Source organism: Teichococcus aestuarii (genome assembly GCF_003116135.1).
Classification (GTDB): domain Bacteria; phylum Pseudomonadota; class Alphaproteobacteria; order Acetobacterales; family Acetobacteraceae; genus Pseudoroseomonas; species Pseudoroseomonas aestuarii.
The window spans coordinates 161,569-184,468 of record NZ_PDOA01000006.1; the positions used below are offsets into that span (position 1 = coordinate 161,569).

Sequence of the window (22,900 nt, forward strand, 5' to 3'; positions counted from 1 at the left end):
ACGATCGCCGCGAAAGCAGGCGGCGCGTGGCGGAAATATTCCGGCCCGCCGACCGCTTTCCCTACGGCCGGGACAGAAGAGGTTAACAGACTGCCGGCAGACACGCCCCTCGACCGACCTCCAGCGGCAGCAGACGGATCAAGGGCGTGGACGACCTCATCGCGGAGTTCCTCACCGAAACCAACGAGGCGCTGGCCGAGCTGGACACCGCCCTGGTGCAGCTGGAACGCGCGCCGGATGGCGAGACCCTGGCCCGCATCTTCCGGCTGGTGCACACCGTCAAGGGCACCTGCGGCTTCTTCGGCCTGTCCCGGCTGGAGGGGGTGGCGCACGCGGCCGAGAACCTGCTCGGCCTCTACCGCGATGGCGAGCGGGCGGTGACGCCGGAAGGCGTCAGCGCCGTGCTGGCCTCGATCGACGCCATCCGCACCATCATGGCGGGCCTGGCCGAGACCGGCGCCGAGCCGCCGGGCGACGACGCGGCGCTGCGCGCCCGGCTGGAGGCGCTGGCCGCGCCGGAGGCCGGGGCTGTGCCGCCCGGGCAGGAGGCGCTCACGGAGCCGCTCCTGGAGCCGGCCGCCGAATGCGAGGAGCCGGAGCTGCCCGGCCCCCTCCCCACCCCCGCCAATGACGGCGCGCCGACGCCGCTCGCCGCCGCGCCCGCGGCGCCAGCCGCCGGCACGGGCGCCGAGGCGGCGTTGCCGGTGCAGGCCATCCGTGTCTCGCTGCCGGTGCTGGACGATCTGATGACGCTGGCCTCCGAGCTGGTGCTGGTGCGCAACCAGCTGCTGCAGGTGGCGCGCAGCCAGGGCGACAGCGCCTTCTCGGCGCCGCTGCAGCGCCTCTCCCGCATCACCTCCGAGCTGCAGGAGGGGGTGATGAAGACGCGCATGCAGCCCGTCTCCGCCGCCTGGTCGAAGCTGCCGCGGCTGGTGCGCGACCTCGGCCAGGAGCTGGGCAAGCGGATCGAGCTGGTGATGACCGGCGGCGAGACGGAGCTCGACCGCCAGGTGCTGGAGCTGATCCGCGACCCGCTGACCCACATGGTGCGCAACTGCGCCGACCATGGGCTGGAGGGGCCGGAGGAGCGCCGCCGCGCCGGCAAGCCGGAGGCGGGCCGCATCCTGCTCTCCGCACGGCAGGAGGGCGGCCGCATCCTGATCCAGATCGCCGATGACGGGCGCGGGCTGGATCTCGACCGGGTGCGCCGCCGCGCGCTGGAGCGCGGCCTCGTCACCGAGGCGGCGCTGGCCGGCATGGACGATGCCGACGTGGCGCGCTTCGTCTTCCGCCCCGGCTTCTCCACCGCCGAGGCGGTCACCGCCGTCTCCGGCCGCGGCGTCGGCATGGATGTGGTGCGCACCAACATCGAGCGCATCGGCGGCAGCGTGGACCTGCGCAGCAGCGCCGGCCGCGGCACCACCCTGACCATCCGCATCCCGCTCACCCTGGCCATCATCTCCGGCCTCATCGTCCAGGCCGAGGCGGAGCGCTTCGCGGTGCCGCAGGCGGCGGTCGTGGAGCTGGTGCGCGTCGGGCCGGGCGGCGCCACGCTGGAGTGGGTGAACGTGGCGCCGGTGCTGCGGCTGCGCGGCCAGCTGCTGCCGCTGGTGCCGCTCGGCGCGCTGCTCGGCCTCGCCCCCGCCCTGGAGGCGGGCGCGGCGGTGGAGGGGTTCGTCGCCGTGCTGCACGCCGATGCCGGGCGCTTCGGCCTGCTCGTCGATGGCGTGTTCGACACGGAGGAAATCGTGGTGAAGCCCGTCGCGCCGATCCTGCGCGACCTCGCCGCCTTCTCCGGCAACACCATCCTGGGCGATGGCGGCGTCATCATGATCCTCGACCCCGGCGGCGTGGCGCGGCTGGCCGGTCTCAGCCTCGGCCGCGCCGGGGAGGCGGAGGCCGAGGGCGCCGCCCAGAGCACGGACACGGCGCAGCTGCTGCTGTTCCGCGCCGGCGGCCAGCCCACCCCCCTCGCCGTGCCGCTCGGCCTGGTGGCGCGGCTCGAGGCGCTGCCGGCCGAGAGCATCGAGCTCGTGGGCGAGGGCCCGGCGGTGCAGTATCGCGGGCGGCTGATGCCGCTGCTTCCGGTCGGCGCCTGGAGCCGGCCGCAGCCCGGCGCCACGCAGCAGATGCTGGTCTTCCAGGAGGGCGAGCGGATGCTGGGCCTGATGGTGGACGAGATCCTGGACGTGGTGCAGGAGCCGCTGGCGCTGCGCCCCTCCGGAGCGCGGCCGGGCTTCCTCGGCAGCGCCATCATCGCCGGGCGCGGCACGGATGTGCTGGACTGCGCCCACTGGCTGCGGCTGGGCGACCCCGCCTGGTTCGGCCATTCCGGCGGCCCGGTGCCGCGCCTGCTGGTGGTGGAGGATAGCGGCTTCTTCCGGCAGATCGTGGTGCCCGCCCTCAGCAGCGCCGGCTACGCCGTGACCGAGTGCGCCGATGCCGCCGCCGCCCTGGCGCTGCGCGAGAAGGGCGCGATGTTCGACGCCGTGCTGACCGATATCGAGATGCCCGGCATGGACGGCTTCGACCTGCTGGCCGAGATCCGCCGCGGCGGGCCCTGGGCGGCGCTGCCGGTGGTGGCGCTCACCAGCCGCACCGGCCCGCGCGACATGGCGCGCGGCCATGCCGCCGGCTTCAACGACTATGTCGCCAAGTTCGACCGCGACCGGGTGCTGGCCGCGCTCGGCCGCGCCATCTCCGGCCTGAGGAGCGCCGCATGAGCGCGCCGACCCCCTCCGCCGAGCCGCGCCTGCTGCTCGGCCTGACCCTGGCGGGGCGCTTCTGCGGCCTGCCCGTCCCCTGCGTGCGCGACGTGCTGCGCGGCGAGGCCATCACCCGCGTGCCGCTGGCGCCGCCCGGCGTGGCGGGCGTGCTGAACCTGCGCGGCCGCATCGTCACGGCGGTGGAGCTGCGCAGCCGGCTCGGCCTGCCGGCCGCCGAGCCGGGCGCCGCGCGCATGAGCATCGTCGTCGAGCATGAGGGCGAGCTGTACAGCCTGCTGGCCGATGCGGTGCGCGAGGTGCTGCCGGTGCCGCCCGAGGCGCGGGCGATGGCGCCGGAGACGCTGGGGGAGGCCTGGCGCGGCCATGTCGCCGCCATCCACCAGCTGGCGGAGGGGCTGCTGATCGAGCTGGACCCGGCCCGCCTGCTGGCCTTCGGGCGCGACGCGGAGGCCGGCCTCGCATGAGCGCCCCGCCCGGCGTGCTGGCCCCGCCGGATGCCACCCCGCCTGTCCCCCCCGCCCGGCTCCGCATCCTGGTCTGCGACGACAGCACTGTCATCCGCGCCGCCCTGGCGCGGATGCTGGAGGCCGAGCCGGGCCTGCACGTCGTCGCCCGCGCCCGTAACGGCGAGGAGGCGGTGGCCGCCGTGCGGCGCGGCGGCATCGACGTGGCGGTGACCGACATCGAGATGCCGGTGATGGACGGCCTCACCGCCCTGCCGCTGATGCTGGCGGCCGATCCGGGCCTGCGCGTCATCGTCGTCTCCACCCTGACGACGCGCGGCGGCGCGGCGGCGATGGAGGCGCTTCGGCGCGGCGCCGCCGACTGCCTGCCCAAGCCTGCCAGCGGCGAGGACGCCGCCTTCGCGCGGGAGCTGGTGGTGCGGGTGCGCGGCCATGGCGCGCTGCGCCGCCGCCTGCCGGCCCCTGCCGCCCCCGCCCTCCCCGTTCCTGCCGCCCCCACCCTTGCCGTGGCCGCGCGGCCCGCCCCGGCCGTCGCGGCATCCTTCCCGGCCGCGCCGCCGCGGCCGCCACGCAGCGGGCTGGCACCGGCGGTGATCGCCATCGGCGCCTCGACCGGGGGGCCGCAGGCGCTGGCCGAGGTGTTCCGCGCCTTCCGCCGCCCGCCCGCCCTGCCCATCCTGCTCACCCAGCACATGCCCGCCGCCTTCATCCCCATGCTGGCCGAGCATCTCGGCCGCATGGGCGCGGCGCGGGTGGAGGTGGCGCGGGAGGGCACGGTGCCGGAGCCGGGCTGCGCCTACCTGGCGCCGGGCGGGGTGCACCTGCTGGCCGCCGGCCGGCCCATGGCGCTGCACCTCTCGGACGCGCCGGAGGAGCATTTCTGCCGCCCCGCCGTGGACCCGATGCTGCGCAGCCTGGCCGCGCTGCTGGGGGAGCGCTGCGTCGCCGCCGTGCTCACCGGCATGGGGCATGATGGTGGCGCCGGCGCCGCCGCGGTGCGCGCCGCCGGCGGCCATGTGCTGGCGCAGGATGCCGCCAGCAGCGTCGTCTGGGGCATGCCGGGCGCGGTGGTGGAGCGCGGCGCGGCGCAGGAGGTGCTGCCGCTGCCCGCCCTGGCGCGCCGCCTGGCCGAGCTGGCGGGCGCCGCATGAGCCAGGCCTTCTCGAGCGGGGCGGCGCAGCGCATCGCCCACCGGGTGCGCGAGGTCTCCGGGCTGGTGCTGGGGCCGGGCCAGGGCTACCTGCTCTCCAGCCGCCTCGCGCCCCTGCTGGCGCGGCACCGCCTGGCCGGGCTGGAGGCGCTGGCGGCCTCCCTCGGCAGCCCCGGCGGCACCCTGCTGGCGCAGGAGGCGGCGGAGGCGCTGGCCACCAACGAGACCAGCTTCTTCCGCGACGGCGCGCCCTTCCGCCACCTGGCCGAGGCGGCGCTGCCGCGCCTGGCCGCCGCCCGCCCGCCGGGTGCCGCGCTGCGCATCTGGTCCGCCGCCTGCTCCACCGGGCAGGAAGCCTATTCGGTGGCCATGCTGGCGCGCGAGCTGCAGCCGGCGCTGGGCGGCCGGCCGGTCTCCATCCTCGGCACCGATATCTGCGGCGCCGTGCTGGAGCGCGCCCGGGCCGGCCTCTACACCGAGTTCGAGATGCAGCGCGGCCTCTCCCCCGAGCGCCGGGCGCGCTGGTTCACGCCGGAAGGCCAGGGCTGGCGCGCCGCCGCCACGCTGCGCGCCGATTGCCGCTTCGAGCGCGCCAACCTCGTCGGGCCGCTCGGCGTGAGCGGCACCTTCGACATCATCCTGCTGCGCAACCTGCTCATCTATCTCGACCAGCCGACCAAGGAGCGGGTGCTGGAGGCCTGCCAGCAGCGCCTGGCGCCGGACGGGGTGCTCTATCTCGGCGCGGCGGAGACGCTGCTCGGGCTGAACGCCCGGCTGGCGCCGCTCGAGGATTACCGCAGCGCCTACCGGCCCGCCGCCGGCGAGGCGGCATGAGCGCCGCCATGGCCGCCTCCCCCTTCCTCCGCCGGGCGGAGGCCGCCGCCGCCGCGCTGCGCGCCCTGCCGGCGGAGACGGTGCAGGGCCGCGTCGCCGCCGCCAGCGCCCTTTCGCTGGAGGTGACAGGGCTGCAGGGCTTCCTCGGCTGCGGCGCGCGGGTGGAGGTGGAAGGCGCCGCCGGCCCCGTCGCGGCCGAGATCGTCGCCCTTTCGGGGCAGGCGGCGCGCGCCATGCCCTTCGGCGCGCTGGAGGGGGTGCGGCTCGGCGCCCCGGTGCGTCTGCGCGGCACGGCCACGCTCTCGCCCGGTGCCGGCTGGCTGGGCCGGGTGGTGGACCCGCTCGGCCGGCCGATGGACGGGCGCGGCCCCCTGCCGCCCGGGCCGGCCGCCTTGCCGGTGCGCCGCGCCGCGCCGGAGGCCGGGCTGCGCGCCCGGCTCGGCCCGCGCCTGGCGCTCGGCGTGCGCGCGCTGGACGGCTTCTGCACCATGCGGCGCGGGCAGCGCCTCGGCCTGTTCGCCGCCTCCGGCGTCGGCAAGTCCACCCTCCTCTCCATGCTGGCGCGCGGCGCCGATTGCGACGCCGCCGTGCTCTGCCTCGTCGGCGAGCGGGGGCGGGAGCTGCGGGAGTTCCTGGAGGACGACCTCGGCGCCGAGGGGCTGGCGCGCAGCGTCGTCGTCTGCGCCACCTCGGACGCGCCGCCGCTGATGCGGCGCGAGGCCGCCTATGCCGCCATGACGGTGGCCGAGGCGCTGGCCGCCGAGGGCCGCCAGGTGCTGCTGATGATGGACAGCCTGACGCGCTTCGCCCTGGCCTGCCGCGAGATCGGGCTGGCTGCGGGCGAGCCGCCGGCGACGCGCGGCTACACCCCCGGCGTCTTCGCCGAGCTGCCGCGCCTGCTGGAGCGGGCCGGCCCCTGCGCCGAGGGGGTGGGTGGCGCCATCACCGGGCTGTTCACCGTGCTGGTGGAGGGCGACGACCATGACGAGCCGGTGGCCGATGCGGTGCGCGGCATCCTCGACGGGCATGTGGTGCTGGACCGACGCATCGGCGAGCGCGGCCGCTGGCCGGCGATCGACGTGCTGCGCAGCCTCTCGCGCACCGTGCCCGGCTGCCTGGCGCCGGCCGAGCGGGCGGTGATGGAGCGCGCCCGCCGCATCCTCGCCCTGCAGGCGGACATGGCGGAGCTGGTGCGGCTCGGCGCCTACCGCGCCGGCACCGACCCGGCGGTGGACGAGGCGCTGCGCCTCGGCCCGCGCATCGAGGCCTTCCTGGCGCAGCGCAAGGAGGAGCCCACCCTGCCGGTGGAGGGCGCCTTCGCGCGGCTGGAGGCCGCCCTTGCCGCCGCCTGACCCGCTGGCCGTGCTGCAGCGCCTGCGCGCGCTGGAGGTGGCCGAGGCGCGCCGCGCCCTGGTGGAGCGGCAGGCCCAGGCCGCTCTCGCCGCGCGGCGGGCGGAGGAGGCGGCGGCCGCCATCCCGCGCGAGATCGCCGCAGCGGGCGCGGCGCTGCTGGCACTGGGCGCGGGCGAGGATCTGGCGCGCTGGCTGCCGCGCGGGGAGTCGCTGCGCCAGCGCGGCGCGGCGGAGGCCCGGCTGGCCGAGCAGGCCGCGCAATCGGCCCGGGCGGCGCTGACGGAGAGCCGGGCGGCGGAGCGTGTGGTGGAGCTGCTGCGCGAGGGCCGGGCGGCGGCGGAGGCGCTGCGCCGCCGCCGGCGCGAGCAGGCGGCGCTGGACGAGATGGCCGGCCGGCGGCGCTAGCGCCGCCGTGCCCGCTTCAGCCCGGCGCCCCCTCCTCCCAGCCGGCGATGCCGAGATAGGCCGCCGCCAGCCGCGCCTGCCCCTCATGCATGGCGCGGCCGGTGACGGTGGGGCAGCCCAGCCGGCGCGCGGCGGCGATCAGCGGCGTCACCTCCGGGTTGGGGATGACATCGGCCACCACCTGGCCGGGGCGCAGCGCGGCCGGGTCCAGCGGCAGCGCATCGCCGGGGCGGAGGCCGAGCGGCGTGGCGTTGACGACGATGTCCCGCCCCTCCGGCCCGGCCGCGCCGGTGGAGACGGGCAGCGCCGGGAAGGCTTCCGCCAGCCGGGCCGCCAGCGCCTCCGCCCGGCCCGGCGCCGCGTCCCGCAGCGCCAGATGCGCCACCCCCGCCCGCGCCAGGGCAAAGCCGATGGCCCGCCCCGCCGCGCCGCACCCCACCAGCAGCACCCGCGCGCCGTGCGGGGTGTGGCCGGCGCGCTCCAGCCCGTCGCGGAAGCCTTCTCCATCGAACATCTCGCCCTCCCACCCGCCATCGGGGCGGCGGCGGGCGGTGTTGACGGTGCCGGTCAGGGTGGCGGTCGGGCCCAGCGCGTCCAGCAGCGGCAACGCCGCCGCCTTGTGCGGCATGGTGATCACCAGCCCGTCGAGATTGCCGATGCGCCGCAGCCCGGCCCAGACCTCCGGCAAGGCCCCCTCCGGCACCTGTAGGGGCAGGAAGGCGGCATCCCGCCCCAGCCGCGCGAAGGCGGCGTTGAACAGCGCCGGCGAGCGCAGCGGGGCCACCGGGTCGCCCAGGATGGCGTAGAGGCGCGTGGCGCCAGTGATACTACCAGTGATGCCGCCGCTCATGCGCGGCCCGCCGCATCGGCCAGCAGGTCCTCGATCAGCCGCTGCACCGGAAGGGCGGAGCGCGCATCGTTCATCGGCGGGCGTCCTTCCGCGATGGCGGCCAGCACCTCGGCGATCATCGCCTTGTGCGGGCCGTGGTCGAAGGCCATCGGGTCGGCGCCGCCGCCGCCCTCCAGCGCGCCGCCCAGCGTGGTGCTGCCGTCGCACCCGTGCAGCACCAGACGGCTGCCCTCCAGCACCGCCGAGCCCTCCGTCCCCGCCAGCTCGATCCGCTCCGCATAGCCGGGGCGGGCGACGGTGGTGGCGTCCAGCACGCCGATGGCACCGTTCCCGAAGGCGATGGCCGCGGCCACGATGTCCTCCGTGTCGATGCGGCGCAGCGGCGAGGTGCGGGCGAAGCCCATCACCTGCCGGTGCGGCCCGGCCAGGTGCAGCAGCAGGTCGAGCGTGTGGATCGCCTGGGTGAGCAGCACGCCGCCGCCATCGCGCGCGCGCATGCCGCGCCCCGGCGTGGCGAAGTAGGCGGCATCCCGCCACCAGCGGATGGAGGCGCTGGCCGAGAGCAGCCGCCCCAGCGCGCCCGCCTCCACCGCCTGCCGCAGCCGCAGCGCCGCCGGGCGGAAGCGGTGCTGCAGGCAGACGCCGCAGCGCACACCCGCCGCCTCCGCCAGCGCGGCCAGCGCCTCGCCCTCCGCCACGTCGAGGGCGAGCGGCTTCTCGACGATCATGTGCCGCCCCGTGGCGGCGACGGCCCGCGCCACCTCCAGGTGGCTGCCGGGCGGCGTCAGGACCAGCACCAGCCCCAGGCCGGGCTGCTCCAGCAGCGCCTCCCGCGTCGGGAAGACCGGAACGCCCCACTGCGCGGCGAAGGCGGCCCGCCGCTCCGCCGAGGGCGCGTGGCCGCCCATGATCCGCACCGCGCCCTCCGCCTCCAGCTCGCGCAGCGCCAGCATGTGCGGCTTCACCGCCATGCCGAGGCCGACCAGCCCGACGCCCACCGCCTCCACCCCGCTCATCGTGTGAAGGCCGCCGGCCGCTTCTCGTTGAAGGCGCGGATGCCCTCCAGGTGGTCGCCTGCGCTGAAGCACAGCACGTTCATCTCGTTCTCATAGGCGAGGCCGGCCGTCAGCGGCGCTTCCATGGCCATCCGCAGCGAGGCCTTCACCGCCTGCACGGCGACGGGGCTGAAGCCCGCCAGCCGCGCCGCCAGGGCGCGGGCGCGCGGCAGCAGCCCAGCCGGCGGCACCACCTCGTGCACCAGCCCGAGCCGCAGCGCCTCCGCCGCCTCCACCGGCTCGCCCAGCAGCAGCAGCCGCGCGGCCGCCGCCTGGCCGACCAGCCGCGGCAGCAATTGCGAGGCGCCGCCGCCGCCCACCCAGCCGCGCTCCACCTCGGGGAAGCCGATGCGCGTGCCCTCGGCGGCCACGCGCAGGTCGGCGCCCAGCGCCAGCTCGGCGCCGCCGCCCAGCGTCCAGCCCTGCAGCGCCGCCACCACCGGCTTGCGCAGGAGGCGGATCTCCGCCGCGTATTCCACGCGGTTGCGGAAGTGCCAGGCGGTGGGATAGGCGGCCAGCGCGTTGAGGTCGCTGCCGGCGCAGAAGGCACGCTCGCCGGCGCCGCGCAGCAGCACGGCGCGCACCGCATCATCCTCGTTGATCCGGCGGACATGGCCGGCGAATTGCCGCGCCATCTCGGGCGTGACCGCGTTGTGCTTCGCCGGCCGGTCGATCACCAGCTCGGCGATGCCATCGGCGCAGTCCAGCGTCACCGCACCCTGCATGGCCTCGTCCCCCTCCCGCTGTTTCTTCTGCCGTTGATTATAACGTTCCAATTTGCGCGCGGGGAAGCCCCGGCCGGGCTTGATCGGAACGTTCCAATGCAGGATGAATCGGGCAAGGCGACACAGGGGAGGAGAAAGCCATGAGGCGGATGAGCGCGGCCGAGGCGGCCCTGCTGCTGCGGGATGGCGACACACTGCTGATCGGCGGCTCGGGCGGCGGCCACGCGGTGCCGGATGCGCTGCTTGCCGCCATCGGCGACCGCTTCCGCCAGAGCGGCCACCCGCGCGGCATCACCGCCCTGCATCCGGTGGGGCTGGGCGACGGCAAGACGCGCGGCGCCGGGCACCTGGCGCAGGAGGGGCTGCTGAAGCGCGTCGTCTCCGGCACCTTCGTCAACAGCCCCGGCATCGCCAGGCTGGCGCTGGAGGACAAGATCGAGGCCTACACCCTGCCGCAGGGCTCGCTCTCCCAGCTGATGCGGGAGATGGCGGCGGGGCGGCCGGGGCTGATGACGCGGATCGGCCTGCACAGCTTCGCCGACCCGCGGCTGGAGGGCGGGCGGCAGAGCCCCAGCGCGCGGGAGGATCTGGTCGAGCTGGTGCAGTTCCGCGGCGAGGAATACCTGTTCTACCGCCCCTACGCGGTGGATGTGGCGCTGGTGCGCGGCTCCGCCGCCGACGAGGACGGCAACATCTCCATGGAGCACGAGGCGGTGACGCTGGAGATGCTGAGCATCGCCCAGGCGGCGCGGCGCTCGGGCGGGCTGGTCATCGCGCAGGTCAAGCGCATCGTGCCGCGCGGCAGCCTGCACCCCAAGCTGGTGAAGGTGCCGGGCATCCTGGTCGATGCGCTGGTGGTCGAGCCGGAGCAGTGGCAGACCTTCGAGACGGAGGACAGCCCCGCCTATTCCGGTCATCAGCGCGTGGCGCTGGAGGACATCCCCCGCCTGCCGCCGGGGCCGCGCCGCGTTGTCGCCCGGCGCGGCGCCTGCGAGCTGTTCGAGGGCGCCATCTGCAACCTCGGCTCCGGCATCTTCACCGGCATGGCCAATGTGGCGGCGGAGGAGGGCGTGCTGCGCCGCGTCTGCCTGACCAACGAGCAGGGCAACATCGGCGGCGCGCCGGCCAGCGGCAACGAGGCCGGCGCCGCCCGCTCGCCCGACGCGCAGGTGGACCAGCCCTACCAGTTCGACTTCTACGATGGCGGCGGGCTCGACCTCGCCTTCCTCTCCTTCGCCGAGTTCGACGCGGAGGGCAATGTGAACGTCTCGCGCTTCGGCGGGCGGATCGTCGGGCCGGGCGGCTTCGTCAACATCAGCCAGGGGGCGAAGTCGGTCATCTTCGGCGGCACGCTCACCGCCAATGGCGCGCCCAAGGCGGTGCAGCGCGTGGAGCAGGTCACCTTCTCCGGCGCCTATGCGCGCCAGCGCGGCCAGCCGGTGCTCTACGTGACGGAGCGCGCCGTGTTCCGCCTCGGCGCGGAAGGGCCGGAGCTGGTCGAGATCGCGCCGGGGATGGATCTGGAGAAGGACGTGCTGGGGGTGATGGGCTTCCGCCCGCGCATCGCGCCGGAACTGCGGGAGATGGACCCCGCCCTGTTCGCCGAGGCGCCGATGGGGCTGGCCCACCGCCTGCCGCCGGCGCGGCCGCGCGCCGCGCTGCGCCGCCTCGGCATGGCAGAGGCGGCGGATTGAGCTGCAAAGCCCTGGGCAGCAAAGCCCTGGGCGGCGGGCCTCAGGGCGCCGCGAGGAAGGCGATGATGTCCTTGCGGTCCTGCTCGGCCGCCACGCGCTGCACCATGCGGGTGCCGCGCGCCACGCCGGTCGGGTTGGCCAGGAAGGCGCCGAGGGTCTCGGGCGTCCAGCTCTGGCCCAGCGCCTTCAGCGCCGGCGAGTAGTTGTAGCCCTCGACGCTGGCCGATGCGCGGCCGACCACGCCCTGCAGCGTGGGACCGACGCCGTTGCGCGGCTGCGCCACCTGGTGGCAGGACTGGCACTGGCGCTGGAACAGGGTGCGGCCCCGCGCCGCATCCCCCTCCTCCGCGCGGGCGGAGGGGGCGGCGAGCAGGGCGGCGCCAAGCAGGGCAGCAATGGGCAGGGCGGCGGCGGACAGGCGACAGGCGATCATCAGGCGGCTCCGAGGCGGGTCTTGGAAAGCGGCAGGCTGCGGATGCGCTGGCCGGTCAGCGCGGCCACCGCGTTGACCACGGCGGGCGGCACGCCGGGCAGGCCCGGCTCGCCGATCCCGCCCATCGGCGCGCCGCTCTCGACGATGCGCACATGCACGCGCGGCATGCGGTCCGGCGGCAGGATCGGGTAGCCGTCGAAATTGCGGGCCTGCGGTGCGCCATCGGCATAGACCACCTCCTCCAGCAGCGCCGAGGAGAGGCCGAGCGCCACGGCGGAGTTCACCTGCGCCTCGATGATGGCCGGGTTGACGATGCGGCCCGGGTCGATCGCCACCCAGACATCGTGCACCACCACCTCGCCGCCCTTCAGCGAGACCTCGGCGATGGTCGCCACCTCGCTGCCGAAGGGCGAGGCCATGGCGACGCCGCGGGCGCGCCTGGTGCCGTCCGCCGCCTCGTAGGGGCCGCGCTTCCAGCCGCCCGAGAGGTCGGCCACCGCCTCCAGCAGCGCCTTGTGGCGCGGCTTCCCCGCCAGCAGGCGCAGGCGCAGCGCGTAGGGGTCCTGGCCGCCGGCCTCGGCCATCTCGTCGAGGAAGGCCTCGTAGAAGAAGTCGTTCATCGAGTGGCCGACGGAGCGCCAGAAGCCGATGACCGCCGGGTGCTTCACCGGCACCTGCGCCACGCGGCGGTTGGGGATGGCGTAGGGCTTGCCGGCGATGCCCTCCACCACCGAGGGGTCGGCCGCGCCGGGCTTCGTGCCGAAGTAGCGGCCGATCGGCCCCTCGCCCACCGCCTCGGCCTCCAGCGCCACGGGCATCCCGTCGGCGCCGAGGCCGGCGCGGAAGCGCGCCAGCCCCATCGGCCGCAGCGCATCGCGCAGGAACTCCTCCTCGCGGCTCCAGATCAGCTTCACCGGGCGGCCGGTCGCCTTGGCAAGCTGGATGGCCTGCGGGAAGGGGTTGGCCGCGTCGTAGAGGAAGTGGCGGCCGAAGAAGCCGCCCAGCATCGGCGAGTGGATCCTCACCTTCTCGGGTGCGATGCCGGCCAGCTGCGCGGCGACGCGCTGGAACATCTCCGGCGCCTGGTTGGGCAGCCAGAGGTCGAGCGTGCCATCGGCGTTCCAGCGGGCGAGGGCCGAGGGCGGCTCGAGCTGGCCATGCGCCAGGTAGGGCGCGTCATAGGTCGCCTCGACGGTGCGGGCAGCGCCCTTCAGCGCGGCGGCGGCATCGCCCTCCGTCTCGGCGGCGTTGCCGGGGCCGGGGGCGGCGGCCAGGGCGGCGCGCATCCCCTCCGAGGAGAAATCGGCCGGCAGGGCGTTGCGCGCCTCGGCGGCGGGGGCGGTCCAGGTGACCTCCAGCGCCTCCGCCGCGCGGCGGGCGCGCCACCAGCGGTCCGCCACCACGGCCACGGCGCCCGGCAGGCGGTGAATGGAGTGCACCCCCGGCATCGCCCGCACCGCCGCCTCGTTGGCGATGGCGCCGGGCTCGCCGCCCAGGCGTGGCGCGTGCTGCACGGCGGCCTGCAACATGCCCTCCACCGCCATGTCGATGGCGTAGGTGGCCTTGCCGGTGGATTTCTCCCGCACGTCCAGCCGCGCGACCGGCTTGCCGATCCAGCGGAAATCCTTCTCCGCGCGCAGCGCCACGCCCTCGGGCACCGGCAGCGCGGCGGCCTCGGTGGCCAGCGCGCCATAGTCCAGCGTGCGGCCGGAGGCGGCATGGACCACCCGGCCCGGCGCGGTGGAAAGGCTCTCCGGCGGCACGCCGAGGCGCGTGGCGGCGGCCTGCAGCAGCATGTGCCGGGCGCTGGCGCCAAGCTGGCGCATGGTGGCGTAGCTGCTGCGCACCGAGTAGCTGCCGCCGGTGATGCGCATGCCGTTCACCACCAGGTAGTCCGCGCCGGGCGGCGCGCATTCCACGGTGAAGCGGGCGGGGTCGGCGTCCAGCTCCTCGCCGACGATCTGCGCCATGGCGGTGGAGACACCCTGCCCGCCCTCGACGAAGGGGCTCTTGAGCAGGATGGCGCCGTCGGGGCGGATCTCGAGGAAGGCGGGCACGCGGGTGCCGGGCTTCGCCGCGGCGGCTGCGGCCTGGGCGCGGGCGGGGGCGGCGCGCAGCGCGGCGCCCAGCACCAGCGCGCCGAGCGAAGCGCCGAGCAGGCCGCGGCGGGAGAGGTTGAGCGGCCGGTCCTCGGGCAGCGCGTCGCGCAGCGCGAGGGCCTCGACCAGGGCGGGGGGCGTGATGGCGTTCATGGCGCGATGCTTCCCGCTCAGCCTTGCGCGGCCTGCCGCGTGGCGGCGGCGATGGCGTTGTAGGTGCCGCAGCGGCACAGATTGGTCATGGCGGCGGCGATGTCCTCGTCCGAAGGCTGCGGCGTCTGCTTCAGCAGCGCGGTGGCCGCCATCACCTGGCCGGACTGGCAGTAGCCGCATTGCGGCACCTGCTGCGCCACCCAGGCCTCCACCACCTTCCGGCCCACCGGGTCCTCGCCGATCGCCTCGATGGTGGTGACGGGCAGGCCGGCGACGCTCTCCACCGGCGTGACGCAGGAGCGCGTCGGCTGGCCGTCCACCAGCACGGTGCAGGCGCCGCACTGCGCGGCGCCGCAGCCATACTTGGTGCCGGTCATGCCGAGCTCGTCGCGGATCACCCAGAGCAGGGGGGTGTCGGCCTCGGACTCCACGCGGCGCGGCGTGCCGTTGATGATCAGTTCCATGGGGACCGTCCTTCGGGGGAAGCGGGGCAGCAGGAAGCGGGGTGGGCGAAGGCTGGCGGCGCCGGCTGGCAGGCCGGGCGGGGCCAGGGGAAAAGCGGTTGCGGCCCTGTCGCGCCCGGCGGCGAGGCCCTACACAGGAGGGCGGGCCGGGCTGGCAGAACCAGACGGTTCGGGTTTAGCCAAGCCCCGGCCAGGATGTCAAACCAAATGGTTCGGTCAGGGCGGAAGCCCGGCAGGAGCGGGGCACCACGGGAGCGGGTCAGGGCAATGTCACCGGCGGACGAGACGACGCGCACGCGCATCCTGGAGGCGGCCCTGCGGGAATTCGCCGATCACGGCATCGCCGGCGCACGCATCAACCGCATCGCCGCGGCGGCGCGCACCAGCAAGGAACGGCTCTACGCCTATTTCCACGACAAGGAGGAGCTGCTGGAGACCATCAAGGCCCAGCAGATGGCCGAGATCGCCCGTGCCGTGCCGATGGACCCCGCCGACCTGCCCGGCTATGTCGGCCGGCTGTTCGACCACTTCCAGCGCCACCCGGACCACCACCGCATCGCCGCCTGGTGCGCCCTGGAGGACACCGGCCAGAGCCTGCCGGAGGACCATCCCCGGCTGGCCGCCTACCGGGCCAAGGTGGAGAAGCTGCGCGGCGCGCAGCAGGCGGGGCTGATCGACGCGGGCTGGGACCCGGCGGCGCTGCTCAGCCTTCTCATCGCCCTCGCCCGCAGCTGGTGCCACATGCCGAAGGAAGTGCGCCAGCTGGCCGGGGCGGCGGAGCCGCCGCTGGCGCCGCACCCGCTGGCGCTGCCCCCATTGGCGCTCCACCGGGCGGCGGTGGTGGAGGCCGCCCGCCGCCTGCTCCGGCCGCCGGGCTGAGGCCGGCCGCCGCCCTCAGAGCCCGTTGAGCGGCACCTTGAGGAAACGCCGGCCGGCGCCGTCGGCCGGCGGGAGCTGGCCCGCCTGCATGTTCACCTGGATCGAGGGGATGATCAGCCGGGGCATCGCCAGGGTCGCGTCCCGCGCGGTGCGCAGGGCGACGAACTCCTCCTCCGTCACGCCGTCCCGCACATGGATGTTGTGCGCCCGCTCCTCGGCCACCGTCGTCTCCCAGCGGATCGGGCGCCCGTTGGGGCCGTAGTCGTGGCACATGAACAGCCGCGTCTCCGGCGGCAGGGCCAGCACGCGGCGGATCGAGCGGTAGAGGGCATGGGCGTCGCCGCCGGGGAAATCGGCCCGCGCGGTGCCGCCATCGGGCATGAACAGCGTGTCGCCGACGAAGGCGGCATCGCCGATCACATGCGTCATGCAGGCGGGGGTGTGGCCCGGGGTGCTGAGCGCGGTGCCGCGCAGGGCGCCGATCTCGTAGGTGTCGCCGTCCTGGAACAGGTGGTCGAACTGGCTGCCGTCGCGGCGGAACTCGGTGCCCTCGTTGAACACCTTGCCGAAGGTGTCCTGCACCGCGCGAATGCCCTCGCCGATGCCGATGCGGCCGCCCAGGCGCTGCTGGATGTAGGGCGCCGCCGAGAGATGGTCGGCGTGCACATGCGTCTCGATGAGCCATTCGAGGTGCAGCTTCTCGCGCCGGATGTGCTCGATGACGGCATCGGCCGAGGCGGTGGAGACGCGGCCGGCGGCGTAGTCGAAATCCAGCACGCTGTCGATCACGGCGCAGGACAGCGAGGCCGGGTCACGCACCACGTAGCTGATGGTGTTGCTCTCCTTGTCGAAGAACGGCGTGATCCGTGGCGTGGCGCCGGGGCTCGGCGCTTCGGACGCTGGCGTCATGGGCCCTCTCCTCCTCCGGGCCGGCCCGTCGGTGGCCGGCGGCGGATCATGCCGCCGCCGGCCGGCCGCGCGCAAGCGTGGCAGGATCGGATGGGGGCGGCGGACCGGCTCAGTCCGCCACCCGGGCGCGGTTGCGCAGCAGCATCGCGGCCAGCAGCGTCAGCGTGGCGGCGGCGATGAAGCCCAGCGCGATCGGCCGCTCCAGCAGCGCCGTCAGGTCGCCATCCGAGATCAGCAGGCCCTGGCGCAGCGAGCGCTCGAAGGTCGGCCCCAGCACATAGGCCAGCACCAGCGGCCCAAGGTCGAACCCACCGCGCCGCAGCACGAAGCCGAGCAGGCCGAAGCCCACCGCCAGCAGCACGTCGAAGCTGGCGAGGTTGGTGCTGTAGACGCCGATGACGCAGATGGAGAGGATGGCCGCCGCCATGAAGCGGCGCGGGATCTCCAGCGCCCGCACGAACAGCCCGACCAGCGGCAGGTTCAGCACCAGCAGCAGGACATTGCCGAGATACATGGAGGCGATGACGCCCCAGTAGATCTCCGGCTGCCGCTCCAGGATCATCGGCCCCGGCTGCACGCCATGGATCAGCAGCGCGCCCAGCAGCAGCGCCGTCACCGCATTGGCCGGGATGCCGAGGGTGAGCAGCGGGATGAAGGCGCCCGCCGTGCCGGCATTGTTGGCCGCCTCCGGCCCCGCCACGCCCTCCACCGCGCCGCGGCCGAATTCCTGCGGGCGCCGCGCCAGCCGCTTCTCCACCGCGTAGGAGAGGAAGGAGGCCAGCACCGCACCGCCCCCGGGCAGCAGCCCCACCAGGAAGCCGAGGCCGGTGCCGCGCAGCACCGGCGCCACGGAGCGGCGCGCCTCCTCCCGGCTGGGCAGGAAGCCGAGCAGCGAGGAGGGCGGGCGCAGGATCTCCGAGCGGCCAGCCGGCACCAGCGCCAGGAACAGCAGCTCCGACAGGCCGAACAGGCCAAGCGCCAGCGGCGTGATGTTGATGCCGTCCACCAGCTCGGGGATGCCGAAGGTGAAGCGCGGCGTGCCGGCGATGGGGTCGATGCCGACCGCCCCCAGCAGCAGGCCGAGCAGCGCCATCAGCGCCGCCTTGGCCAGCCCCGAGGCGGCGAAGAAGGCGATGAGCGACAGCCCCGCCAGCATCAGCGCCGCGTATTCCCACGGCCCGAAGGCGATCACCAGCTCCGCCAGCGGCGGCGAGAGCAGCATGACGCCGAGGATGCCCACCGTGCCGGCGAAGAAGGAGCCGATGGCGGCGATGCCGAGCGCCGCCCCCGCCCGCCCCTTGCGCGCCATCTCGTAGCCGTCGAGGCAGGTGACGACGGAGGAGGCCTCGCCGGGGATGCGCATCAGCACCGAGGTCAGCGTGCCGCCATAGGCCACGCCGTAGTAGATGCCGGCGAGCAGGATGATGGCGCCCGTCGGGTCCAGCTTCAGCGTGATCGGCAGCAGCAGCGCGATGGTGGTGGCGGGGCCGAGCCCCGGCAGCACCCCCACCACCGTGCCAAGCACCGCGCCGAGCAGGCAGAGGCTCAGATTCTGCCAGGTGGAGAGCACGGCAAAGCCGTGCAGCAGCCCGTCCATCATGGCCTCACGCCCCCCGCAGCAGGCCGAGGCCGGAGAGCGCGTGCTCCACCGGCCCGGGCGGGAAGGGCACGCCGAGCAGCGTGCCGAACAGCAGCACCGTGCCCGCCGTCAGCGCCACGGCGTAGGGGCCGGCGGTGCGCCAGCGCGCACCCTCGCCCAGCCGCAGCATCAGCAGCACCGCCAGCAGCATCGGCAGGATGAAGCCGGCATAGGGCAGCGCCAGCGCCACCCCCAGCATGGCCGCCGCATAGGCCAGGAAGGTGCGGCTGCGGTGCGGCGCCGCGCCGCCCTCCGCCTCGGCCGTGGCGTCGCCCGGCCAGGCCAGCACCGCCAGCGCGGCGAGGCCGATCAGCACCAGCAGCACCTGCGGCACCAGCCCGGGGCCGGGGCCGTCCCAGCCCCAGCGCTCCAGCCGCGATGCCTCCCGCCAGCCGAGTAGGGCGAAAGCGAGGCCGCCGAGGGCGACCCAGCGCGCGGTCCGTGTCATGCCGCCGCTCAACGCTTCCGCGCCAGGCCGGCCTCGCGCAGCTCGGGGCCGAAGCGGTCATGCGCCTCGCGCACCGTGCGCTCGAACTCGTCCGGCTGCATCACCGCCGGCACCATGCCGAAGCGGCCGAGGATCTCCGCCAGCGCCGGCTTCCGCGCGGCTTCCAGGAAGGCGCGGCTCAGCACCGCCAGCCGCTCCTCCGGCACGCCCTTGGGCGCGATGAAGCCGATCATGGAATCCACCACCACGTCGTGGCCCTGCTCGCGCAGCGTCGGCACGTCGGGGTACTCCTTCCAGCGGCCGGCGCTGGCCGAGGCGAGCAGGCGCAGCCGGCCGGATTGCAGCGCCGGCAGCATCTCGGGCGGGTTCTGGATCACCGCGTCCACATGCCCGCCCAGCGCCGCCGTCACCGCCTCCGCGCCGGAGCCGAAGGGGACGAACTGGAAGCGCGCCCCCGCCTTCCGCCCCAGGTCGAACATGCCGATGTTGTTGGGTGCGCCGGTCGCCGCGAAGGTGGTGCGCTTCGCCTTCGCCGCGGCGAGCAGGTCGGCGATGCTCCGGTGCGGCGATTCCGCGCGCACGGCGATGCCGTAGAGGTAGCGCGCGAAGGCGGGCAGGAAGGTGAAGCTGTCGGCGCTGTAGGGCACGTCCAGCATGTGCGGCGCGATGGCCAGGCCGGCGAGGCCGGTGGTGCCCAGCGTGTAGCCATCCGGCCGCGCCGCCGCCACCTGCTGCGGCCCCACCGTGCCCTGCCCGCCGGGGCGGTTCACCACCTGCAGCGGCACGCCGAGGATCTTCTCCGCCTCGGCGGCGATGGCGCGGGTGGAGACGTCGGTGGAGCCGCCCGGCCCGTACTGGACGATGACGGAGATCTCGCGCTCCGGCCAGGTGGCGGCGCGGGCGAGGCGCGGGGCGAGCAGGGCGGCGGGCGCGGCCGCCAGCAGGGTGCGTCGTTGCATGGTTCTTCCTTCCTCCCGGGATGAGCGGCCCGGCGCTTGGCGCGCCTGGACCAGGGGCGGCGCGCTCAGGGCATGTAGCTGCCGCCGCCGACGTCGATGGTGGTGCCGGTCAGGTAGCCGGCGTCGTCCGAGGCGAGGAAGCGGACCACCGCCCCCACCTCCGCCGGCTCCCCCAGCCGGGCGAGCGGGATGCGGGCGATGAAGGCCTCGTTCATCCCCGGCGCGGCGCCGGCCACCATGTCGGTCGCGATGCGCCCCGGCGCCACGCTGTTGACGGTGATGCCGAAGGGCCCCAGCTCCGCCGCCAGGTTGCGGGCGAAGCCCATCAGCCCGGCCTTGGAGGCGCCGTAATAGGCGCCGGTGATGCTGCTCGGCACATGCGCCGCCTGGCTGGTCATCATGACGATGCGGCCCCAGCGCCGGCGCTTCAGCACCGGAATGGCGGCGCGCGAGAGCAGGAAGGGGCCGGTGAGGTTGACGTCCATCACGCGGCGCCATTCCTCGGTCGGGATCTCCTCGACCAGCCGCTTGCGGCCATCGACCTTGGGCGAGATGCCGGCATTGTTCACCAGCACGCCGAGCGCCTCCCACCAGGCGCCCAGCGCCTGCGGCAGGGCGGCGATGGCGGCCTCGTCGGCGACGTCGAGCGGCAGGGCACGGGCGCGGTGGCCGGCGGCGTTCAGCTCCGCCGCGAGCGCCTCCACCCCCTCCAGCACATCGGCCAGGATGACGGGGTGGCCGGCGGCGGCGAGCGCGCGGGCGATGGCGGCGCCGAGGCCGCGCGCCGCGCCGGTGACGAGGGCGACGCGGTCATCGGGGCGGAGGGCGGGAAGGCTCATGGCGTCAGGATCACCTTGCTGGCGGCACGCTGGCGGGAAAGCTCGAACCCCTCGAGGCCGCGCTCGAGCGGCAGGCGGTGGGTGATCATCGGGCGGAACCCCTCCGGGTCGCGCGCCAGCAGCGCCAGCACCCGGTCCCAGGTGCCGCGCGCCGAGCCGTGCGAGGCGCGGAGCTGGTGGCGGTTGCGGACGAAGTCGGTGAGCGGCAGGGCGAGCGGCGCGGCGTGGATGCCGGCCACCACCAGCACGCCGTCGCGCCGCAGCACGCCCAGCGCCCCGGCGATGGAGGGCGGGTGGCCGGTGGCCTCCAGCACCACGTCCACCTTGCGGCCGCCGGTCAGCGCCAGCACCTGCGCGGCGAGCGGCCCCTCCGCCACATCCACCCGGTCCGTGAAGCCGAGTTGCTCCAGCACGGCGAAGCGTGGCGCGTCCGCCCGCCCGGCGACGATCACCTGCCCCGCACCGGCGGCGCGCGCCATGAGCGCCAGCCCCTGGCCGATGGTGCCCGGCCCCAGCACCAGCACCGTGTCGCCCAGCGAGACCTCCCCCACCCGCACCGCCTCGGCGGCGACGGCCAGCGGCTCGACCAGCGCGCCGAGCTCCGCATCCACCGCCGCGGGCAGCGGCAGCACATTGGCGGCGGGCAGGCGCAGCAGGCGGGCGAAGCCGCCATCGCAGGTCAGGCCCAGGGTGCGGCGGCGCTCGCAGCCGCGCGGCTCGCCGCGCCGGCAGGCCGGGCATTCCCCGCAGACGAGGCCGGGATGCGCCGCCACGCGCGTGCCCTCGGCGATGCCGGCGCCAGGGCCGGCGGCGAGCACGCGGCCCGCCATCTCGTGCCCCATGGTCAGCGGCAGGTGCGGCGCCATGTGGCCATAGCCCTCGGTCCACTCATAGGCGTGCACGTCGCTGCCGCAGATGCCCACGGCCTCGATCCGCAGCAGCACCTCGCCCGGGCCGGGGGCGCCGGGCTCCGGCGCGTCCAGCGCCTCCAGCCCGGGCGCGGGGCGCGTCTTGCGCAGCGCCAGCATCAGAACGGCTCGGGGAAGTGGCCGTGATACATGGTGAGCGGCGGCTTGGCGTCCGGGTCGGTCAGCACCTCGATCAGCGCCGGCGCGCCGGAGGCGAAGGCGGCGTCCAGCGCGGCGCCCAGCTCCTCCCCCTTCGTCACGCGGTGCCCGGCGATGCCGCAGGCGCGGGCGATGGCGGCGTGGTCCACCGCGCCGAAATCGCAGGCGATGGTGTGCTCGCCGAACTTCGTGTCCTCGGCATGCTTCTGGAAGCCGAGGATGCCGTTGTTCAGCACCACCACGGTGACGGGCAGCGCCAGCCGCTGCAGCGTCTCCAGCTCCGCCCAGGAATGGCCGAAGCCGCCATCGCCGCAGAGGCAGACCACGCGCCGCTCCGGCGCCGCCACCTGCGCGCCGATGGCCAGCGGCACGCCCCAGCCGAGGCCCGCCAGGCCGCGCGGCGTCAGGAAGCGCTGCCCGGCCCGCCGGGCCGTCATGTAGATGTTGATCCAGTTGGAGGAGTAGGAGGCGTCGGCCACCATGATGCCGTCCTCCGGCAGGCGGCGGTCGATCTCGGCGGCGACGCGCTCGGGGCGCACCGGCCCGCCGTCGCGCGCGCAGACGCCGGCCACCAGGGCACGCCACTCTTCGACCGCGGCGCCGATCTGCCGCTCCAGCGCCGGGCGCGCGGCGGCGCGGGCGGCGAGGTCCTGCCGCGCCATCGCCGCGCGCAGCGCCGCCAGCGTGGCGCGCGCGTCGCCCGTCAGGCGCAGCGCCTCGTAGTTGCGGCCGATCTCCAGCGGATCGGGGTCGATGTGGATGTAGCGGGCATCGGGCGGGTAGAGCGTCCAGCTGTCCGTGCCGTTCTGGTTGGTGCGGTTGCCCACCAGCAGCACCACATCGGCCTCCGCCACCAGCGGCCGCAGCGCGCGGGCGCGGGCGCCCTGCCCCATCGTGTTGCCGACGACGCCGACCGAGAGCGGATGCGTCTCCGCCACGCTGCCCTTGCCCATGAAGGTGGTGGCCACGGGCAGGTGCGCCTCCTCCTGCAGCGCCGCCAGCTCCGCCGCCGCGCCGGAGAGATGCACGCCGCCGCCGGCGATGACGATGGGCCGCGCCGCCCCCGCCAGCAGCGCCGCCGCCTCCTCGATGCGGGCGGCCTCCGGCTGCGGCCGGTCCAGCGGGTAGCTGCCGAGATTGGCGCGGCGCCGCGCCACGGGGGCGGCCCGCTCCAGCAGCAGGTCGGCCGGCAGCAGCAGCACGGCGGGGCCCGGCCGGCCGGAGGTGGCGGCGACGAAGGCCATGTCCACATAGTCCTCCAGCCGGTCCGCGCGGTCGATGCGGCGGACGAACTTGGCCACCGGGTCGAACATCTTCAGGTGGTCGAATTCCTGGAAGGCGTTGCGGTCGGCGCTGTCGCGCGTCACCTCCTGCACCAGCGCGATGACCGGCACGCTGGCCTTCAGCGCCTCGGCCAGCGGCGGCACCAGCAGGGTGGCGGCCGGCCCGTTCTGCGCCGTGACGATGCCGACCTTGCCCGAGATGCGCGCATAGCCGTCGGCCATCGTACCGCCCATGTTCTCCTGCCGGTAGACCTTCTGCGCGATGCCGGCATGCGGCGCGGCGAGGTGGAAGGCCGAGGGCAGGCTCTGCCCGAAGGTCAGGGTGACGCCGTGGCGGGCGAGCGCCTCGGCCAGGCGCAGGGCGACGGTCGCGTTCGCCGCGAGGGAGGGGGCGCTGTCTGGCATCCGGAGGTTTCCTCGTGGTATTTGGTGTTTGCTATAGCAAATGCCGGTTTGCTTGACACGTCAAGGG

At 75.4% G+C, this 22,900-nt stretch carries 21 protein-coding genes; 8 read left to right on the forward strand and 13 right to left on the reverse strand.

Annotated features, from left to right (window positions below; translation table 11 throughout):
- The first annotated feature begins 146 nt into the window (after positions 1 to 146).
- From CR165_RS11485 to CR165_RS11510, 6 genes are read left to right on the forward strand one after another with little or no spacing between them, the layout of a single operon-like run.
- Complete coding sequence (locus CR165_RS11485) at positions 147 to 2,723, forward strand: hybrid sensor histidine kinase/response regulator (protein ID WP_109517128.1); 2,577 nt, start codon at positions 147 to 149, stop codon at positions 2,721 to 2,723.
- Positions 2,720 to 3,190 (forward strand): chemotaxis protein CheW, encoded by a 471-nt coding sequence (locus CR165_RS11490; RefSeq protein WP_109517129.1) that lies wholly within the window; start codon positions 2,720 to 2,722, stop codon positions 3,188 to 3,190. The genes CR165_RS11485 and CR165_RS11490 overlap by 4 nt, the downstream gene beginning before the upstream one ends.
- Entirely contained in the window at positions 3,187 to 4,341 is a 1,155-nt protein-coding gene (gene cheB, locus CR165_RS11495; RefSeq protein WP_109517130.1) for a chemotaxis-specific protein-glutamate methyltransferase CheB, read from the forward strand. The genes CR165_RS11490 and cheB overlap by 4 nt, the downstream gene beginning before the upstream one ends.
- A complete protein-coding gene (locus CR165_RS11500; protein WP_109517131.1) occupies positions 4,338 to 5,174 on the forward strand; it encodes a CheR family methyltransferase in 837 nt (278 codons plus the stop codon). The genes cheB and CR165_RS11500 overlap by 4 nt, the downstream gene beginning before the upstream one ends.
- Positions 5,171 to 6,526, forward strand: a complete 1,356-nt coding sequence (locus CR165_RS11505) for a FliI/YscN family ATPase (protein WP_245906352.1) — start codon at positions 5,171 to 5,173, stop codon at positions 6,524 to 6,526. Before CR165_RS11500 ends, CR165_RS11505 begins: the two co-directional genes overlap by 4 nt.
- Positions 6,513 to 6,932 (forward strand): hypothetical protein, encoded by a 420-nt coding sequence (locus tag CR165_RS11510; RefSeq protein WP_109517132.1) that lies wholly within the window; start codon positions 6,513 to 6,515, stop codon positions 6,930 to 6,932. Before CR165_RS11505 ends, CR165_RS11510 begins: the two co-directional genes overlap by 14 nt.
- Positions 6,933 to 6,948: 16 nt before the next feature.
- On the opposite strand, the gene CR165_RS11515 is transcribed toward CR165_RS11510, so the two are convergent.
- The 3 genes from CR165_RS11515 to CR165_RS11525 are packed head-to-tail and all read right to left on the reverse strand — an operon-like array spanning position 6,949 to position 9,562.
- A complete protein-coding gene (locus CR165_RS11515) occupies positions 6,949 to 7,782 on the reverse strand; it encodes a shikimate dehydrogenase family protein (protein ID WP_109517133.1) in 834 nt (277 codons plus the stop codon).
- A complete protein-coding gene (locus CR165_RS11520; protein ID WP_109517134.1) occupies positions 7,779 to 8,798 on the reverse strand; it encodes a Gfo/Idh/MocA family protein in 1,020 nt (339 codons plus the stop codon). Before CR165_RS11520 ends, CR165_RS11515 begins: the two co-directional genes overlap by 4 nt.
- Positions 8,795 to 9,562 (reverse strand): enoyl-CoA hydratase/isomerase family protein, encoded by a 768-nt coding sequence (locus CR165_RS11525; RefSeq protein WP_109517135.1) that lies wholly within the window; start codon positions 9,560 to 9,562, stop codon positions 8,795 to 8,797. Before CR165_RS11525 ends, CR165_RS11520 begins: the two co-directional genes overlap by 4 nt.
- A gap of 140 nt (positions 9,563 to 9,702) precedes the next feature.
- Between CR165_RS11525 and CR165_RS11530 the strand changes: the two genes are divergently transcribed.
- Positions 9,703 to 11,256: an acyl CoA:acetate/3-ketoacid CoA transferase gene (locus tag CR165_RS11530; protein WP_109517136.1), complete on the forward strand. Its 1,554-nt coding sequence runs from the start codon at positions 9,703 to 9,705 to the stop codon at positions 11,254 to 11,256.
- A gap of 40 nt (positions 11,257 to 11,296) precedes the next feature.
- Here the strand turns inward: CR165_RS11530 and CR165_RS11535 are convergent, their stop codons facing one another.
- Genes CR165_RS11535 through CR165_RS11545 form a run of 3 tightly spaced genes read right to left on the reverse strand, consistent with a single transcriptional unit; the run spans position 11,297 to position 14,405 of the window.
- A complete protein-coding gene (locus CR165_RS11535; RefSeq protein ID WP_109517137.1) occupies positions 11,297 to 11,689 on the reverse strand; it encodes a c-type cytochrome in 393 nt (130 codons plus the stop codon).
- Positions 11,689 to 13,941 carry a xanthine dehydrogenase family protein molybdopterin-binding subunit gene (locus CR165_RS11540; RefSeq protein ID WP_109517138.1) on the reverse strand — a complete coding sequence of 751 codons (2,253 nt, stop codon included), beginning with the start codon at positions 13,939 to 13,941 and terminating at the stop codon, positions 11,689 to 11,691. Before CR165_RS11540 ends, CR165_RS11535 begins: the two co-directional genes overlap by 1 nt.
- A 17-nt stretch (positions 13,942 to 13,958) precedes the next feature.
- Complete coding sequence (locus CR165_RS11545; RefSeq protein WP_109517139.1) at positions 13,959 to 14,405, reverse strand: (2Fe-2S)-binding protein; 447 nt, start codon at positions 14,403 to 14,405, stop codon at positions 13,959 to 13,961.
- A gap of 267 nt (positions 14,406 to 14,672) precedes the next feature.
- Between CR165_RS11545 and CR165_RS11550 the strand changes: the two genes are divergently transcribed.
- Positions 14,673 to 15,284 (forward strand): TetR/AcrR family transcriptional regulator, encoded by a 612-nt coding sequence (locus CR165_RS11550; protein ID WP_109517140.1) that lies wholly within the window; start codon positions 14,673 to 14,675, stop codon positions 15,282 to 15,284.
- Positions 15,285 to 15,299: 15 nt separating this feature from the next.
- Here the strand turns inward: CR165_RS11550 and CR165_RS11555 are convergent, their stop codons facing one another.
- The 7 genes from CR165_RS11555 to CR165_RS11585 form a co-directional block, all read right to left on the reverse strand.
- Complete coding sequence (locus CR165_RS11555; RefSeq protein ID WP_109517141.1) at positions 15,300 to 16,193, reverse strand: MBL fold metallo-hydrolase; 894 nt, start codon at positions 16,191 to 16,193, stop codon at positions 15,300 to 15,302.
- A gap of 109 nt (positions 16,194 to 16,302) precedes the next feature.
- Positions 16,303 to 17,793 carry a tripartite tricarboxylate transporter permease gene (locus CR165_RS11560; RefSeq protein WP_219929729.1) on the reverse strand — a complete coding sequence of 497 codons (1,491 nt, stop codon included), beginning with the start codon at positions 17,791 to 17,793 and terminating at the stop codon, positions 16,303 to 16,305.
- A 4-nt stretch (positions 17,794 to 17,797) separates the two neighbouring features.
- The gene (locus CR165_RS11565) at positions 17,798 to 18,280 is read right to left on the reverse strand and encodes a tripartite tricarboxylate transporter TctB family protein (RefSeq protein ID WP_109517143.1); all 483 of its coding nucleotides are present in this window, start codon (positions 18,278 to 18,280) and stop codon (positions 17,798 to 17,800) included.
- 8 nt (positions 18,281 to 18,288) lie between these two features.
- Positions 18,289 to 19,239 (reverse strand): tripartite tricarboxylate transporter substrate binding protein, encoded by a 951-nt coding sequence (locus CR165_RS11570; protein ID WP_109517144.1) that lies wholly within the window; start codon positions 19,237 to 19,239, stop codon positions 18,289 to 18,291.
- A gap of 65 nt (positions 19,240 to 19,304) precedes the next feature.
- On the reverse strand, positions 19,305 to 20,078 hold the full coding sequence (locus CR165_RS11575; RefSeq protein ID WP_109517145.1) for an SDR family NAD(P)-dependent oxidoreductase: 774 nt from the start codon (positions 20,076 to 20,078) through the stop codon (positions 19,305 to 19,307).
- Positions 20,075 to 21,106, reverse strand: coding sequence for a zinc-dependent alcohol dehydrogenase (locus CR165_RS11580; protein ID WP_109517146.1), 1,032 nt, complete (start codon positions 21,104 to 21,106; stop codon positions 20,075 to 20,077). Before CR165_RS11580 ends, CR165_RS11575 begins: the two co-directional genes overlap by 4 nt.
- Complete coding sequence (locus CR165_RS11585; protein WP_109517147.1) at positions 21,106 to 22,833, reverse strand: acetolactate synthase catalytic subunit; 1,728 nt, start codon at positions 22,831 to 22,833, stop codon at positions 21,106 to 21,108. Before CR165_RS11585 ends, CR165_RS11580 begins: the two co-directional genes overlap by 1 nt.
- Positions 22,834 to 22,900: the final 67 nt, after the last annotated feature.

Bases quoted from the DNA above. Each gene is read 5' to 3' on its own strand.
- CR165_RS11490 (WP_109517129.1), top strand. From the start codon at position 2,720: ATGAGCGCGCCGACCCCCTCCGCCGAGCCGCGCCTGCTGCTCGGCCTG.
- cheB (WP_109517130.1), top strand. From the start codon at position 3,187: ATGAGCGCCCCGCCCGGCGTGCTGGCCCCGCCGGATGCCACCCCGCCT.
- CR165_RS11500 (WP_109517131.1), top strand. From the start codon at position 4,338: ATGAGCCAGGCCTTCTCGAGCGGGGCGGCGCAGCGCATCGCCCACCGG.
- CR165_RS11505 (WP_245906352.1), top strand. From the start codon at position 5,171: ATGAGCGCCGCCATGGCCGCCTCCCCCTTCCTCCGCCGGGCGGAGGCC.
- CR165_RS11515 (WP_109517133.1), bottom strand. From the start codon at position 7,782: ATGAGCGGCGGCATCACTGGTAGTATCACTGGCGCCACGCGCCTCTAC.
- CR165_RS11520 (WP_109517134.1), bottom strand. From the start codon at position 8,798: ATGAGCGGGGTGGAGGCGGTGGGCGTCGGGCTGGTCGGCCTCGGCATG.
- CR165_RS11525 (WP_109517135.1), bottom strand. From the start codon at position 9,562: ATGCAGGGTGCGGTGACGCTGGACTGCGCCGATGGCATCGCCGAGCTG.
- CR165_RS11530 (WP_109517136.1), top strand. From the start codon at position 9,703: ATGAGGCGGATGAGCGCGGCCGAGGCGGCCCTGCTGCTGCGGGATGGC.
- CR165_RS11535 (WP_109517137.1), bottom strand. From the start codon at position 11,689: ATGATCGCCTGTCGCCTGTCCGCCGCCGCCCTGCCCATTGCTGCCCTG.
- CR165_RS11540 (WP_109517138.1), bottom strand. From the start codon at position 13,941: ATGAACGCCATCACGCCCCCCGCCCTGGTCGAGGCCCTCGCGCTGCGC.
- CR165_RS11545 (WP_109517139.1), bottom strand. From the start codon at position 14,405: ATGGAACTGATCATCAACGGCACGCCGCGCCGCGTGGAGTCCGAGGCC.
- CR165_RS11550 (WP_109517140.1), top strand. From the start codon at position 14,673: ATGTCACCGGCGGACGAGACGACGCGCACGCGCATCCTGGAGGCGGCC.
- CR165_RS11555 (WP_109517141.1), bottom strand. From the start codon at position 16,193: ATGACGCCAGCGTCCGAAGCGCCGAGCCCCGGCGCCACGCCACGGATC.
- CR165_RS11560 (WP_219929729.1), bottom strand. From the start codon at position 17,793: ATGATGGACGGGCTGCTGCACGGCTTTGCCGTGCTCTCCACCTGGCAG.
- CR165_RS11565 (WP_109517143.1), bottom strand. From the start codon at position 18,280: ATGACACGGACCGCGCGCTGGGTCGCCCTCGGCGGCCTCGCTTTCGCC.
- CR165_RS11570 (WP_109517144.1), bottom strand. From the start codon at position 19,239: ATGCAACGACGCACCCTGCTGGCGGCCGCGCCCGCCGCCCTGCTCGCC.
- CR165_RS11575 (WP_109517145.1), bottom strand. From the start codon at position 20,078: ATGAGCCTTCCCGCCCTCCGCCCCGATGACCGCGTCGCCCTCGTCACC.
- CR165_RS11580 (WP_109517146.1), bottom strand. From the start codon at position 21,106: ATGCTGGCGCTGCGCAAGACGCGCCCCGCGCCCGGGCTGGAGGCGCTG.
- CR165_RS11585 (WP_109517147.1), bottom strand. From the start codon at position 22,833: ATGCCAGACAGCGCCCCCTCCCTCGCGGCGAACGCGACCGTCGCCCTG.